Here is a 14,426-nt window from a genome sequence, read left to right as displayed (position 1 = left end):
TCCTTATTGCGTCTTCAGTTGCAGGGCGGGTGGAATGCGGCAGGCGCGCCATGCGGGCAGCAGGCCGGCGACGACGCTGGCCACGAGCGCCAGGGCGATCGTGCCAAGCAGCATGCGGGCGTCCATCTGCGCGAGCTGGGCGTAGCCATCCGGTCGCTGGCGCACGCTCCACAAGCCGACGAAGGCGATGCCCAGGCCGAGCAACCCGCCGGCCAGTCCGATGACGGACGCCTCCACGCCCAGCTGCAGGAAGATGTCCCAGCGTCGCGCGCCAAGCGCACGGCGCACGCTGATCTCGCCGCCGCGACGCAGGAAGGTGGCGAGCAGCAGGCCCACCACGTTGAGCATGCATACGGCGAGGAAGCCTAGCGACAGCGACAACTGCAGGCGCAGGTCATCGGGAATGGCGTGCTGGCGCGCGAGCCAGTCGACCAGGCCATAGAGCTCCGCCCGCACTGGCCGCTGCATGCGGCCGTGCGCCTGCTGGTCGTGCCAGTAGCTGGCCAGATAGCTGCGGTACGTGTTGGCTTTCGCCGCCGTATCCAGCTGCACCCAGAACTGCAGCCACACGCAATGGTCGCTGGTGCGGGCATCGCCGCCGCCGTCCCAGCAGGAGAAGCGGCCGTTGAAGTCCAGGGCCAGATCCTGCGCGGTCTGCAGCGGCAGGAAGAACTGATCGGGCTTGCCGTACACGCGACCATTGATCTGCGCATAGAACTGCGGCTGCGGGTTCCAGTGATCGACCACGCCGATAACGCGGAAATCGATGTTCTTCAGGCGCACCGTGCGGCCCATCGCAGGCTCGCTGCCGAACAGCTTGCGACTGAGGTCGCTGTTGAGCACCACGACGCGCGCATGCGCTTGGTCATCTTCTTTGCGCCAGCCACTCCCCGCGGCGAAGGGCACGCTGAACATGGCGAAGAAATCGGCTGTCACGTAATGACCGGTTTCATAGAACGGCAGTCCACCGCCCTGCGCCGGGCGTACCGGCACGGCGCCACCGGCCATCGCGGCCTGACGGTCGGCGCGCGCGGCGTGCAGCAGGTTCATGGCATCGGGCCAGGTGAAGTTGCCGTCGGGTTCACCGGGCTCGCTGCGATCGCGCGCGAGCGGGCGCGGATCGATCACCGGTGCGAAGAGCTGGTCGCTGCGCCCGGGCAGCGGATCCTCTGACAGCACGTGGAAGATGGTGATCATGGTCATGCTCGCGCCAATGCCGAGCCCGATCACCAGGATCATCAGGGCCGCCAGCGTCTTGCTGCGACGCAGGCTGCTGATGGCGGTGGCAGCGTAGTAGCCGATCATGTCGTCTCCTGTGGCGCGTCCTGCCGGGTGTGCACAGGCAAGCCGCTCCCGTCATCCCGGCTCGGGCCGGGACGGTTCGTCATTGCATGCGGGTGATTCGATGGCGGTGACGCGGGCGATCCGCGTCACCGCGCCTGCTCAGCGGTTGCTAATGGCCTTGGCGGCACCTTCGGCGAGCGCCTTGGTGAGCAGTGCGTTCATCTGCTCGTTGGCGCGCGCGGAAGCCTGCTGGAGCTTCTCGCTCAACGCCTGCTGCTGCTTGCTCAGTGCCTGCTGCTGCTGTGCCAGGTCGCGCTGCTCGCGTTCCAGTCCGGCCTGCTCGCGCTGGATTTCCGCGCGCTCCTCCGCGAAGCCGGCACGTTCGTCATCGCCGTTGTTGGTCGCTGGATAACGCGCCTGCCTAAGGGCCAGATCGGATTCACGCTGGGCCACGCGGGACAGGCGTTGACCCAAGGAACCCATGCGGGCGCCGATGCCGGCCTGTTCGCCGCCAATCCGACCCTGCTGGCCACCCAGCTGGCCCTGCTCCTTGGAAAGCTCGGTGACCGGTGCATAGGCGGCCTTGGCGCGCGCGACATAGGTGTCGTCGCGAATCAGGTAGGTATCCGTACCGCGTCGAAACAGCACCAGCGGCGTGCGGTCGTGCTGCAGGCTGCGGGCCATGGAAAGGTCGACATTGCTGCCGTTGACGATCATGGAATCGTGGTCCAGCACGGCAAAGCCGTAGGGGGCGTCGTCGCGCGTGTCGATATCCACGTGATGCGCGGTAAAGCCCGTGGCAGCCGGCGGAGGCGCGGGCGGTGCAGGTGGTGCAGGTGGCGCCTTCGGTACGCGCGGCAGCGCAGGAATCGGCGGCGTCACCGGCGTGGGCGGAGTTGCCGGAGTGGCGGGCGTCGGTGGCGTTGCCGGTGTCGCCGGTGTCGCTGGCGTGACGGGTGTCGGCGTTACAGCCGACGCGGCCGATGCCACAACCGTTGCTGCCGCGGTGGCCGCCTCAGTCCGAGCCGGAGCCGGATTCGGATGCGGATTCGGCGACGGCGACGGCGACGGCGACGGCGACGGCGACGGCGACGGCAAAGCATCTGCCACGGGTGATGCAGCCGGCGCGGCGGCAACGTCCGCCTTGGCCTGCGTCACGCGATAGGGCATCACGCCAATCGCCGCCACCAGCGCGATGATCAGTGCGCTGCGCCAGCGCGGCGTGTTCGCCTGGTCGCTCAGCTGTAACAGTGCGAGTCGACGCTTCAGATTGAGGAAGGTCGGCGACGCGCCGGCAAGGCCGGCGTGCAGCGGATGGGCCACGCCAAGGCGCAACAGCAGTCGACCGTAGTCCTGCGGTGCAGCGTCGTGCTGCTGCACCACCTGCGCGTCGCAGGCGGCCTCACGGTTGAGGGCGTATTCGCGCATCGCCCACGCCACCATCGGATGGAAGAAGAACAGGCGCTGCGCGATGCCGGGGACCCAACCCATCCACAGGTCACCGCGACGCAGGTGCGTCAGTTCATGCGCCAGCGCGAGCGCCGATTCGCCGGCGGACAAGCCTTGGCCTGCCGGCAGCAACACCACCGGGCGCCACAGGCCGCTGACCTGGGGTGAACGGATGTCATCGGAGACGCGCAACGAAGGCAGACGGCGCAAACCCATGGCGCGCGCCTGCTCTGCACATAGCGCCTGAAGGCCGGCATCGTCCAGCGGGCGCGAGGCACGCACCACGGCGCGCGCTTCGCGCCAATGCCGCAGCGTCACCAGCAGCTGCACGAGCACGCCGGCCAGCCACAAGGCAAAGGCCACGGGCAGCAGGCGGGCCACCAATGGGCGCGCTGATGCAGTGGGCGCTCCGGCGTCGCGGTCGGCGGCGTCGGCCAGTGCTTCCGTCGTGGAGCGGCCGCTCTGGCCCATGCTGGCGATGCGGTGCTCCGCGGGTGCCGTGGTCGACACCATGAAGACATGGGTGTTGTCGTCGATTCGCGTCGTGCTCGTCGTGGTAACCGCGACAGGCGACGGTGACAACAACGGCAGCGACACGGGCGTGGGCAGCAACAGGCCCAGCAGCAGCTGCACGCCGAGCAGCCACCACAACACCGAGCGCGTCGCCGCGGACAGGCGCGGAAGCTGGCGATTGATCAGCCACACGGCGCCCACCAGCAGCGCGGCCTGCAACGACGTCCAGGCAAGCCGCATCATCACGGTTTCCACCACGGGGATGAGGGTGGTCATGTCAGCTCTCCTTGCGTCGCGACTGCAGCTGTTGCACCAGCGCTTCGAGTTCGGCGAGTTCGCGGTCGCTCACCTCGCTGCGTTCGGACATCCACGCCACGAAGGGTGACACCGAACCGCTGAGTGTCTTTTCCACGAACTGGCCGACCGCGCTGCGCATCACCTCGGCCGGCCCGGTGGCGGGGCTGTAGCGATACACGCCGTCCACCTGCTTGCGGCGCAGGTACGACTTGCCGCGCAGCCGCTCCATCATGGTCAGCACGGTGGAGCGGGCAAGCCCGCGCGGCTCGCCGAAACCGGCCGCCACTTCGCCCACCGATGCGTTGCCGTGTTCGGCGAGGTACTGCAGGAGCGCCAGCTCCTGGTCGCCAATGCTTGGCTTGCCCATATCCCGATCCTGGTGACTACAACTGTAGTCAACGTACGCCGTGACTACAGCTGTAGTCAATAGGCCGATCGGGCCAGATTTGCGTCAGCGCTGACTTGTTGCAACGCACAAAATTCGGAGTAGAGTGCGCCCCGTCCTCATCCAACGGCGCGCCTGGAGTGCGCTTATATGAAGGCCTATACGCACTGTCCCGCTGACCCGTCACGCCTCGCACGGCGACGCCTCCCGCCCACGGGTTAGCCACCCCTTTCGTTCCTTTCGCATCGCAGTCACGGCACGCGGGTCGTGCCGCGGGCGGTCGATGCCGAATGGACGTCCATACGGCACTTGCCGAACGCTTGACCACTCACGGGGAAAAACCATGAAGACGCTGGTCGACTGGCTGGCACGACGGCGGTGGCCGTACGTGTCCTGCCTGGTGTTGTACGTCGCTGTCATCGGGCCGGAGCTGATCTCGGCCGCCAGCACGCTCGCCGTGCTGGTGGGCCTGGCCCTGCTGGCACTGCTTCTGGCGTGGGGCTGGCTGCTGCTACGCCACGGTTTCACTCACAAGGAATGATCGCCATGAAACGCATGTTGACGATGTCGTTGTCGCTCGCCGCGCTGATGCTTGCTGGCTGCTCCAAGGTGCCGGCGGGCAACGTCGGCGTGAAATTCCAGATGTACGGCGACGACAAGGGAGCCCTGCAGGAACTGCCGCCGGGCCGCTATTGGGTGGGCTGGGGCTACGAGATGTACACGTTCCCTACGTTCACGCAGACCTACACGTTCACGCGCTCGTCCACCGAAGGGCGCCCGGTGGACGAGTCGATCAGCTTCCAGACGGCGCAGGGTCTTACCGTGAACGCGGACGTGGGCATCACGTACCACATCGATCCTTCCAAGGTGACGCTGATCTTCCAGAAGTACCGCAAGGGCATCGACGAGATCACCGACGTCTACCTGCGCAACATGATCCGCGATGCGCTGGTGAAGGAAGCCTCCAGCCTGGATATCGAATCGGTGTACGGCAAGGGCAAGGCCAACCTGATCGAGGCAGTGCAGAAGGATGTGAGCGACGAGGTGTCCGCCGTGGGCATCGACGTCGAAAAGATCTACTGGATCGGCGAGCTGCGGCTGCCGGAGAACGTGGTGCAGTCGATCAACGCCAAGATCCAGGCAACGCAGATGGCCGAACAGCGCCAGAACGAAGTGGCGCAGGCGAAGGCCGAAGCGGAAAAGGTGGAAGCCGAAGCACAGGGACGTGCCCAGGCCCAGATCACCATCGCACAGGCGGAAGCCAAGGCGATCGAACTGAAGGGCGAAGCGTTGCGATCCAACCCGAACATCGTGCAGATGTCGGCGATCGAAAAGTGGGATGGGCACCTGCCCACCTATACCGGGAGCAGCGCGCTGCCGTTTGTAAGCCTGGGCACGGTGCAGGGCAAGTAAGACGCGACTCTGTCTCCCGGGACAAGAATCCAGATGCCGAAAGGAACAAGGCCAGCCCCATGCAGCGGGCTGGCCTTGTCGTTACGGCATGAAACGGCGAATCAGAACGACATGTCGAACGCGACTTCGCCCTGCACGCCCACCTGATAGGCCGACACGCGACGCTCGAAGAAGTTGGTCACTTCCTGCACGTCCTGCAGGTCCATGAAGTCGAACGGATTCTTCGCGCCGTACTTCTTCGGCAGGTCAAGCTGGGCCAGGCGCTGGTCGGCGCAGTACTCGAGGTACTGGCGCATGTCCTTCACCGACAGCCCCGCCACGCCACCGGAGAGCACGTCCTCGGCGAACTGGGTTTCGCAGGCAATGGCGTCTTCCAGCATTTCTTCGATCTGGGTGCGCATCTCGTCGTCAAACAGATCCGGCTCCTCCGAACGCACCGTGCGCACCACGTCAAAGGCGAAAGCCATGTGGCAGCTCTCGTCGCGGAACACCCAGTTGGTGCCCGAGGCCAGGCCGTGCAGCAGGCCGCGCGAGCGCAGGAAGTACACATAGGCGAAGGCGGCGAAGAAGAACAAGCCTTCGATGCACGCAGCGAAGCAGATCAGGTTGAGCAGGAACTGGCGACGCTGCTCGCGCGTTTCCAGCCTCTGCAGGTTCTGGATGGAGTCGATCCACTTGAAGCAGAACTCGCCCTTCTGGCGGATGGACGGGATGTTCTGGATCGCTGCGAAGGCCTTGTTGCGCTCGGCAGGGTCGGGGATATAGGTGTCGAGCAGGGTCAGGTAGAACTGCACGTGCAGCGCTTCTTCGTAGAGCTGGCGCGACAGGTACATGCGCGCTTCCGGCGCATTGATGTGCTGATAGAGATTCAGCACCAGGTTGTTCGCCACGATGGTGTCGCCGGTGGCGAAAAACGCGACCAGGCGATGGATCAGGTGGCGGTCCGCTTCGCTCATCTTCGAACGCAGGTCGGTGACGTCCAGCGAGAAATCCACCTCGTCCACCGTCCAGGTGTTCTTGATCGCGTTGCGGTACATCTCGTAGAACTCGGGGTAGCGCATGGGGCGCAGGGTGAGTTCGAAGCCGGGATCGAGAATGTTTTGGGTGGACATGGGGTTCCTCGTGTATGTCGCGCTAGCCGCGTAGCGCGCCTTTGCTCTTTGCTCGTCATTCCCGCGCAGGCCGGAATCCAGTGTCTTCCATTACTTCGCCGAGACGTGTCGGAGAAAGGCGCTGGATCCCCGCCTGCGCGGGGATGACGGTCGAATTGGGTTGTGGATGGCGGCAAGCTCATACCGTGAAGAAACGGAGTTGATCACATGTCTGAGCGCCAGCCTTGCGTCTACATCCTCGCCAGTGATCGCAACGGCACCTTGTACACCGGTGTCACCTCCAACCTTCCCGCGCGCATCTGGCAGCATCGCAACGATGTTGTTGAAGGTTTCAGCCATCGGTATCAGGTCCATCAGCTGGTCTGGTACGAAATGCATGAATCGATGGAATCGGCGATACAGCGGGAAAAGGCCATTAAAAAGTGGAATCGCGCCTGGAAGGTTCGGTTGATCGAGAAGACCAATCCCTACTGGCGCGACCTCTACGTTGACCTTAATCCTTGATCGTCATTCCCGCCTTCGCGGGGATGACGGTGAGGATTACTGACACGCCTCGCAATACTCCGGATTTTCCAGCGAGCAGAACACGGCCGCGTTCGCCTGATCCTGATCCACGACAGGTGTCGTCGGTTTGGCAGCCGGTGCGGCAGCCGAGACGGTGGTCTTGGCGATCTTCGTGGCCGGGCGCGAACGCAGGTAGTACGTGGTCTTGATGCCGGACTTCCAGGCGTACATGTACATGGAGCTGAGCTGGCCGATGTTCGGGTTTTCCATGAACAGGTTCAGCGACTGGCTCTGGTCGATGTACGCGCCGCGCGCGGCACCCAGGTCGATCAGGGCCTTCTGCGGCAGTTCCCACACGGTGCGGTAAATCGTGCGCAGGCGTTCCGGAATGGCGCTGATGCCCTGGATCGAACCTTCCGCCAGCTTGATCGCGTCACGCACGTCGGCGGTCCACAGGCCCAGCGTCTTGAGTTCTTCCACCAGATAGCGGTTCACCACCAGGAAGTCGCCCGACAGCGTTTCGCGCTTGAACAGGTTGCTCACCTGCGGCTCGATGCACTCGTAGCAACCGGCGATGGAGGCAATGGTGGCGGTCGGCGCAATGGCGATCAGCAGCGAGTTGCGCAGGCCCTTGGCCTTGATCGATTCGCGCAGTTCGTCCCAGCGCGCGGTGTCGTGCGGCGTGGCCTGGGTCCAGTAGTCGAACTGCAGTTCACCGTTGGCGGCGCGGGTTTCCGCGAAGCCCGGGTGCGCGCCTTGTTCCATCGCCAGCTCGTTGGACTGCGACAGCGCGTTGTAATAGATCTCTTCGGCGATGCGCGTGGACAGCTCCAGTGCTTCGGCCGAGTCGAACGGCAGGCGCAGCTTGAAGAACACGTCCTGCAGGCCCATCACGCCCAGGCCCACCGGACGCCACTTGTTGTTGGCGACCTTGGCGGTGTCGATGGGGTAGAAGTTCAGGTCGATCACACGGTCCAGCTGGCGCACGGCAGTGCGCACGGTGGCGGCGAGCTTGTCGAAATCGAAGCGGCCGTCCACCACGTGGCGCGACAGGTTCACCGAGCCCAGGTTGCACACCGCCGTTTCGTCGGCATTGGTGACTTCGAGGATTTCGGTGCACAGGTTCGACAGGTGGATGACGTTTTCCGCCTTCGCCGTCTGGTTGCTGGTGGCGTTGCTGCGATCCTTGAAGGTCATCCAGCCGTTGCCGGTCTGGGCCAGCGTGCGCAGCATGCGGGCATACAGCTCGCGTGCCTTCACCTTCTTCACGGCCAGGCCAGCGGCCTCGGCTTCGCGATAGGACTTCTCGAAGGTCTCGCCCCAGCTGTCGACGAAGTGCGGCACCACCTTGGAATCGAACAGCGACCACTCACCGTCGGTTTCCACGCGACGCATGAATTCGTCGGGGATCCAGTTGGCCAGGTTGAGGTTGTGCGTGCGGCGGGCGTCGTCACCGGTGTTGTCGCGCAGCTCGAGGAACTCCTCGATGTCGCCGTGCCACGGCTCCAGGTACACGCAGGCCGCGCCCTTGCGCTTGCCGCCCTGGTTCACGGCCGCCACGGAGGCGTCCAGCGTCTTCAGCCACGGCACCAGGCCGTTGGAATGGCCGTTGGTGCCCTTGATCAGCGAGCCACGCGAACGCACGCGCGAGTAGGCCAGGCCAATGCCGCCGGCGAACTTGCTGAGCTTGGCCACGTCGCCGTACTTCTCGTAGATGGATTCGAGCGAATCCAGCGGCGAGTCGAGCAGGAAGCAGGAGCTCAGCTGCTCGTGCGCGGTGCCGGCGTTGAACAGCGTCGGTGAGCTGGCGATGTATTCCAGCGAGGAGAGCAGGCGGTACAGCTCCAGCGTCTCGCCGATCTCGTTGCCGCCGAGCGCGCAGGCAATGCGCATGAAGAAGTGCTGCGGCGTCTCGATCACCTTGCGCAGCTGCGGGTGGCGCAGCAGGTAGCGGTCGTAGACCGTGCGCAGGCCGAAGTACTCGAAGCGGCGCGTGGCGAGCGGATCGATGGCGTCGTTGAGCTTGCGCGAGTTGGTGGCGACAAAGTCGCGCAGGCGGTCATTGAGGATGCCCAGCTCCGCGCCACGTGCGATGGACTGCGAGAAGCTCTGGATTTCCTGGCCGCTCACTTCCTTGTCCACGAACGCGCCCAGCAGGCGCGCGGCGAGCTGGCCGTATTCGGGCTCCTCGGCGGTGAGCGCGGCGGCGGTGCGGATGGAGAGCTGGTCCAGCTCCTGCGTGGTGGCGCCGTCGTACAGGCCGCCAATGGTCTTGAGCGCCACGCGCATCGGGTCCACCGCATGCAGGCCTTCGCTGCTGCGGGTCACGGCGCGGACAATCTTGTTCACGTCCACCACTTCCTGGCGGCCGCTACGCTTGGTCACGCGCATCTGGCCCGGGTTGTGGGGCGGGGTCAGGGCAAACGGAGCATCCGCGCGCGGCGTTTCGGCCACGACGGCGTCGGCAGGGAAAACAGTGCTGTCGCCGCGCTCGTCGTTACGCTCGCGGCCGGTGGTATCAATAGGTTGCATGGCGACTTCGCTCCAAGCTTGGTCACAAACGCCTGCTCCCGCGCGCAGGGCTGGATGGATGAGGTGAGGTTTTCGCGGTCGGTCGAGCAGCAGGGCTGGTCGCCCCGCGCATCGACGCACTTCCCCGCGGAAGCCGTCACCTCGCACCGCAGCGCGTTGGCTGCAGTTGTCGGCAGGTCTTCGGACTTGCGGACGTGGGCCTTTCGACCCGACCTACTCGCTCCCGCTTCCCAGCCGCTGAGGGCCAGTGCGTTGTTGGCTTTCGTTTCCGCTTACCGCTGCGGGGCAGTCCCGGATTTCCACCGGATTCCCGTTTTAAGCCATTCCGACCATTGGTCTGAGAGTGGCACCGACGGGGCACAACATATCGGGGTACCGGGGGGTGGGTCAACCCAATAGATTGTGGATTTCACGTGGATAAGCCCGAAAACTCCAGGACCGGGGCGGAGTTAGGGAATAGCAGGAAATTTTCGCAGGCCGAGCCGCCTGGACGGGGCGGGGCCGCCCCGTGGCATTCCCCTACGCGGCGGGGGCATGGTCCCCAACGAAGAATGTTGCGGAGCGCCCCGCCGGCCGGGCAATCTCGCCTCTTGCCTCCGGGCCACCCACACCCACCGAGAGCCTTGCATGGGCCATCCGCTGCTGCTCGTCCAACTGCTGGTGATCATCGTGGCCTCGCGTCTTATCGCCGCCATCGCACGGCGCTTCGGGCAGCCTGCGGTGGTCGGCGAGATGCTGGCCGGCCTGGCCCTGGGGCCCATCGTGTTTGGCGCCATCGCACCAGGCTGGCAGCAGGCGTTGTTTCCTGCGCAGAGCCTCGGCCAGTTGCAGAGCCTGAGCACGCTGGGCCTGGTGCTTTTCATGGTGGTGGTGGGCGCGGAACTGCGCGTACCGGCCCATGCCAGGGGTGGGCTTATGCGTCCGGCCGCTTGGATCGGCGGCCTGGCCGTGATCCTTCCCGTGGCGGTGGCACTGGGCGTGGCGCCCATGCTGTATGCCGATTACGCACCGCCTGGCATCAGCGAGCTGGCCTTCACCCTGTTCTTCGCCACGGCTTGCGCGATCACGGCGTTGCCGGTGATGGCGCGCATCGTGAAAGAACGGCACATGACGGACAGCCTTCCCGGTCGGCTCGGCATCGCCGCTGCGGCCGTGGCGGATGTGCTCGCCTGGATCATGCTCGCCTTCGTGGTGGCCTTGATCAGTGCGCACGGCACCTGGGCGCCGTTCTGGCGCACCATGATCGGCCTGGCGCTGCTGCTGGCGCTGACCTGGTTCGTGTTGCGCCCTTTGTGCGCGAAGCTGCTCGCGCGCCACGCGCCGGATGGCAACACCAGTACCGCCGTGCTTGCCTTCCTGCTCGCCGGTGGTTTTGGCTGCGCGGCGATCACCGAATGGCTGAACCTGCACGCGGTGTTCGGTGCGTTCCTGTTCGGCGTCAGCCTGCCGCGCGACGATCGCCTTCTGCACAAGCTGATCGAACGCGTCGAGCACCTCACCGTGGCGACGCTATTGCCAGTGTTCTTTGTGCTCGCCGGACTCAGCACCAGTCCCAACCTGCTGACCGGTGGTGCGGGCATCGCCTTGCTGCTGGTGCTTGCGGTATCGGTGATCGGCAAGCTGCTCGGTGGCACTGCGGGTGCGCGCATCGCCGGTCAAAGCTGGCGAGACAGCCTGACCATCGGCTCGCTGATGAACGCGCGCGGCATGATGGAACTCATCGTGATCAAGGTGGGCCTGGATGCCGGCGTGATCAACAGCGGCATGTTCACCATCCTGCTGGTGATGGCCATTGTCACCACGATGATGACCACGCCGATGGTGGCGCTGTTCCATCGGGGAATCGGCGCCCCGCTCAGGCAGGGCGACCTGTCCGGCTGAGATTCCGCGGCGTATCAGTTCGGGGCCGGCGCTGCCTGCAACGACGGGCCCGCTCCCAGCTGGTGGATTCCGCCGTCCGGCGTGGCATCCGGTGCTTCGGCGAGGAGTGACGGATCCTGTACCCAGGGAATGGTTTCACGTGGCCCACGCAGGTAGATTTCCCAGGAGCCATACGTGTCGCCGGTGTGGCTGTCGAAGGATGGGTCGCGCGAGTCGTGCAGGTGGAATCTGCAGGGAATGCGGACATACCAGAAGTCCCGTCCGGCGGTGGGGCCAGCCACGGGCACATCGAAGGTCCATTGCTTGATCGCTCTTGCTGCCGCCGCGCCGAGCGCTTTGCGGTAGAGGCCCTGCGTGTATTGCTCCGTGTACTGATGCAGGTTTACCTGCTCGGCCGCGGCATCCAGCACGTGGCCATCGCGGCCTACGCGTGCCAGTACGTATACCGTTCCCGAAACGTGGGCGTCGAGCACGGATTTCGGATACGTCGGTGGCATCCGGTCCCTGGAGCGCACGCTTTCGTTGGCGGGGCGATTCGTTTCCTCGAAAGAGGCGCTCGCGAGGCGCAGCGTGGTGTGCTTGTCATCCGCTTCGGTCGCAATGATGCGCATGGTCATCTGCTCTTCCACCGGTGCTGCCGGGGCATAGGTGAACACCAGCGTCCACGCGGTGACGTTCTGCCTGATTAGGTCGATGACGGGAGCGGGAAGCTTGTCGGGTTCCCGCAGGCTGTAGCTCGCGATCTTGCCGTCGGGATTCACCACGGCCTTTCCCTGGACCAGCAAGCTGGCCTCGGCCTGATGACGAAGGTCATCAGCCATCACTCCACGGGTGCTCAGTATCGCCGCAACGCAAAGCGCGGCCACGGACAAGACACGCATGACGATTCCCCCCTCAAGGAACGCTTGCCAGTCTAATCACCCATGCAGCAGGGCGGCAATCCAAGGATGTCCGCCCGGTTGGGCTGGCCGGCTACCAGATCCGCACCCGCTCCTTCGGGTCCAGATAAAGCTTCTCCCCCGCCTTCACGTCAAACGCCTGATACCACGCATCGATATTGCGTACCGGCCCGTTCACCCGGAAGGTGCGCGGCGAATGCGGGTCGCTGGTGACCTGGCGGCGGATGGCGTCGTCGGTGAGCTTGCCGCGCCAGGCCTGGGCCCAGCCGAGGAACACGCGCTGGTCGCCGGTCAGGCCGTCGATCACCGGCGCGGGCTGGCCGTGGAGGGAGGCATGGTAGGCGTCGAGTGCCAGCGTGAGGCCGCCGAGATCGGCGATGTTCTCGCCCATGGTCAGGTTGCCGTTGATGTGCACGCCGGGTAGTGGTTCGAAGGCGTCGTACTGTGCACCGAGTTTCTTCGCGCGTGCTTCGAAGGCCTTCGCATCGGCGGGCGTCCACCAGTCGCGCAACGCGCCGGAGGCGTCGATCTTGCGGCCCTGGTCGTCGAAGCCGTGGGTCAGTTCGTGGCCGATCACGCCGCCGATGGCGCCGTAGTTGATGGCTGGGTCGGCGTTGGGGTCGAAGATGGGTGGCTGCAGGATGGCGGCGGGGAACACGATGTCGCGCAGCGAGCCGTTGTAGGCATCGTTGGTCTGCGGCGTCATGCTCCAGTCGCTGCGGTCCACGGACTTATCGAGCCGGTTCACGTAGAACGACCAGTCGGCCTGCGCGGCGCGCAGCACGTTGCCGGTCAGGTCATCGCTGCGCATGCTGACGTTCGCGTAATCGCGCGGATGATCGGGGTAGCCCACCTTGATGGTGTAGGTGTCGAGCTTCTTCAGGGCTTCCTTGCGGGTTTCCGGCCCCATCCAGTCGAGCTTCTCGATGCGCACGCGGTAGGCCGCCTTGAGGTTGGCCACGAGCTCTTCGATCTTGGTCTTGGACGACGCCGGGAAGTACCTGTCGGTGTAGAGCTCGCCCACGGCCCAGCCGAGGTTGCCGAAGCAGGCCAGCCGCTCGCCAAAGCCGCAGTCACCGCCCGACACGGCATGCACGCCACGCTTCCAGCGCACTTCCATCTGCTGTTGGCCGGCCAGCGTCTTGTCGTGCATGTCGAAGTAGGCCCGCTGGAACGGCTCCGACAGGTAATACGCAGCGTTGTCCGCGATGCGCGCGGCCTGCCATGCCTGGATGGTCGCCACCGGCGTCTTCGCGTACAGCGCGGCGAGTTTCGGAAATGCGGTTTTCTCCATCACCACCACGCGCTTGAGCTGGCCAAGCTGGGCAGACTGGAAGAAATCCTCCCAGGCAAAACCGGGTGCGAGTTTCTTCAGTGCGTCCAGGCTCATCGGGTTGTACATGGCCACGGGATCGCGCTGGGCCACCTTGCTGATGCTGGCCTCGGCAATGGCCGTCTCGAAGGCCACCACATCCTTGGCGGCCGTCTCCGGCTGCGGCCAGCCGGCCAGCGTGAGCAGCTGCGTGACGTAGGCCTGGTAGGCGGCCTTCTGCTTGGCGAATTCTGCTTTCAGGTAGTAGTCGCGATCGGGCATGCCCAGGCCGGCCTGGCTCACGTAGATCGAGTAACGGTTGATGTCCTTCAGGTCGACGTCGAAGCCGATATTGAACAGCGATCCTTCGAAATCGGTGTTGGTGCGCCCCATCAAGCCGGCCTGCGCGTCGCGCGAGCCTGCCTGCTTCACGGCATCCAGCTGCGGCCCGATCGGCTTGGCGCCCAGCGCGTCGATGCGCGCCTGGTCCATGAAGGACTGATAGAACGCACCCACCTTGCCATCGAGCGTGGCTTCACCCGCCTTGCCCTTGGCCGCGGCCTCCATCAGGTCATGGAGCCGCTGTTCGGTGAGGTCGGTCATCGCCAGTCGAAGACTCACGGCAGGCTTGTCGGCGGGGATCGGCGTGCGATCCAGCCAGGTGCCGTTGGCGTAGCGGAAGAAGTCGTTGCCGGGTTTGACCTTGGTGTCGGCGCCGGCCTGATCGAAGCCCCAGGCGCCGTATTGGGGCTTTCCTGCCGTGGAATCGGCCGCGTAGGCCACGCCGATCGTGAGCGCACACAGGCACGCTGCCGCCAGAATCCGGTTGACCATACGACCCTCCC

11 protein-coding genes and 1 riboswitch are annotated in these 14,426 nt (G+C 65.2%); of the genes, 4 read left to right on the top strand and 7 right to left on the bottom strand.

Going from position 1 to position 14,426, the window contains the following annotated elements; genetic code table 11:
* Positions 1 to 3 precede the first annotated feature (3 nt).
* The 3 genes from H8F01_RS08205 to H8F01_RS08195 all read right to left on the bottom strand — a co-directional run bounded on the left by H8F01_RS08205 (position 4) and on the right by H8F01_RS08195 (position 3,910).
* Complete coding sequence (locus H8F01_RS08205) at positions 4 to 1,305, bottom strand: ABC transporter permease (protein ID WP_187058507.1); 1,302 nt, start codon at positions 1,303 to 1,305, stop codon at positions 4 to 6.
* Positions 1,306 to 1,443: 138 nt separating this feature from the next.
* Positions 1,444 to 3,522: a M56 family metallopeptidase gene (locus H8F01_RS08200; RefSeq protein WP_187058506.1), complete on the bottom strand. Its 2,079-nt coding sequence runs from the start codon at positions 3,520 to 3,522 to the stop codon at positions 1,444 to 1,446.
* Between the two features lies 1 nt (position 3,523).
* On the bottom strand, positions 3,524 to 3,910 hold the full coding sequence (locus tag H8F01_RS08195) for a BlaI/MecI/CopY family transcriptional regulator (RefSeq protein ID WP_187058505.1): 387 nt from the start codon (positions 3,908 to 3,910) through the stop codon (positions 3,524 to 3,526).
* Positions 3,911 to 4,271: 361 nt separating this feature from the next.
* On the opposite strand from H8F01_RS08195, the gene H8F01_RS08190 reads away from it, so the two are divergent.
* Complete coding sequence (locus H8F01_RS08190; RefSeq protein WP_187058504.1) at positions 4,272 to 4,469, top strand: hypothetical protein; 198 nt, start codon at positions 4,272 to 4,274, stop codon at positions 4,467 to 4,469.
* A 5-nt stretch (positions 4,470 to 4,474) separates the two neighbouring features.
* Positions 4,475 to 5,341 carry an SPFH domain-containing protein gene (locus H8F01_RS08185; RefSeq protein WP_187058503.1) on the top strand — a complete coding sequence of 289 codons (867 nt, stop codon included), beginning with the start codon at positions 4,475 to 4,477 and terminating at the stop codon, positions 5,339 to 5,341.
* Positions 5,342 to 5,442: 101 nt separating this feature from the next.
* Here the strand turns inward: H8F01_RS08185 and H8F01_RS08180 are convergent, their stop codons facing one another.
* Positions 5,443 to 6,453 carry a ribonucleotide-diphosphate reductase subunit beta gene (locus H8F01_RS08180; RefSeq protein ID WP_187058502.1) on the bottom strand — a complete coding sequence of 337 codons (1,011 nt, stop codon included), beginning with the start codon at positions 6,451 to 6,453 and terminating at the stop codon, positions 5,443 to 5,445.
* Between the two features lie 207 nt (positions 6,454 to 6,660).
* Between H8F01_RS08180 and H8F01_RS08175 the strand changes: the two genes are divergently transcribed.
* Positions 6,661 to 6,957: a GIY-YIG nuclease family protein gene (locus tag H8F01_RS08175; protein ID WP_187058501.1), complete on the top strand. Its 297-nt coding sequence runs from the start codon at positions 6,661 to 6,663 to the stop codon at positions 6,955 to 6,957.
* A 36-nt stretch (positions 6,958 to 6,993) separates the two neighbouring features.
* Here H8F01_RS08175 and H8F01_RS08170 read toward each other — a convergent pair whose 3' ends face one another.
* Positions 6,994 to 9,489, bottom strand: coding sequence for a ribonucleoside-diphosphate reductase subunit alpha (locus tag H8F01_RS08170; RefSeq protein ID WP_187058500.1), 2,496 nt, complete (start codon positions 9,487 to 9,489; stop codon positions 6,994 to 6,996).
* 154 nt (positions 9,490 to 9,643) lie between these two features.
* A riboswitch (cobalamin riboswitch) is annotated at positions 9,644 to 9,857 on the bottom strand.
* Positions 9,858 to 10,116: 259 nt separating this feature from the next.
* Between H8F01_RS08170 and H8F01_RS08165 the strand changes: the two genes are divergently transcribed.
* Complete coding sequence (locus H8F01_RS08165) at positions 10,117 to 11,370, top strand: cation:proton antiporter (protein WP_187058499.1); 1,254 nt, start codon at positions 10,117 to 10,119, stop codon at positions 11,368 to 11,370.
* Between the two features lie 14 nt (positions 11,371 to 11,384).
* Here the strand turns inward: H8F01_RS08165 and H8F01_RS08160 are convergent, their stop codons facing one another.
* On the bottom strand, positions 11,385 to 12,242 hold the full coding sequence (locus H8F01_RS08160; protein WP_187058498.1) for a hypothetical protein: 858 nt from the start codon (positions 12,240 to 12,242) through the stop codon (positions 11,385 to 11,387).
* Between the two features lie 100 nt (positions 12,243 to 12,342).
* Complete coding sequence (locus H8F01_RS08155) at positions 12,343 to 14,415, bottom strand: M13 family metallopeptidase (protein WP_187058497.1); 2,073 nt, start codon at positions 14,413 to 14,415, stop codon at positions 12,343 to 12,345.
* Between the last annotated feature and the right edge of the window lie 11 nt (positions 14,416 to 14,426).

The sequence above is a fragment of the Dyella telluris genome (assembly GCF_014297575.1).
GTDB classification, from domain to species: domain Bacteria; phylum Pseudomonadota; class Gammaproteobacteria; order Xanthomonadales; family Rhodanobacteraceae; genus Dyella; species Dyella telluris.
This window is presented reverse-complemented; position numbering and strand designations above follow the sequence as displayed.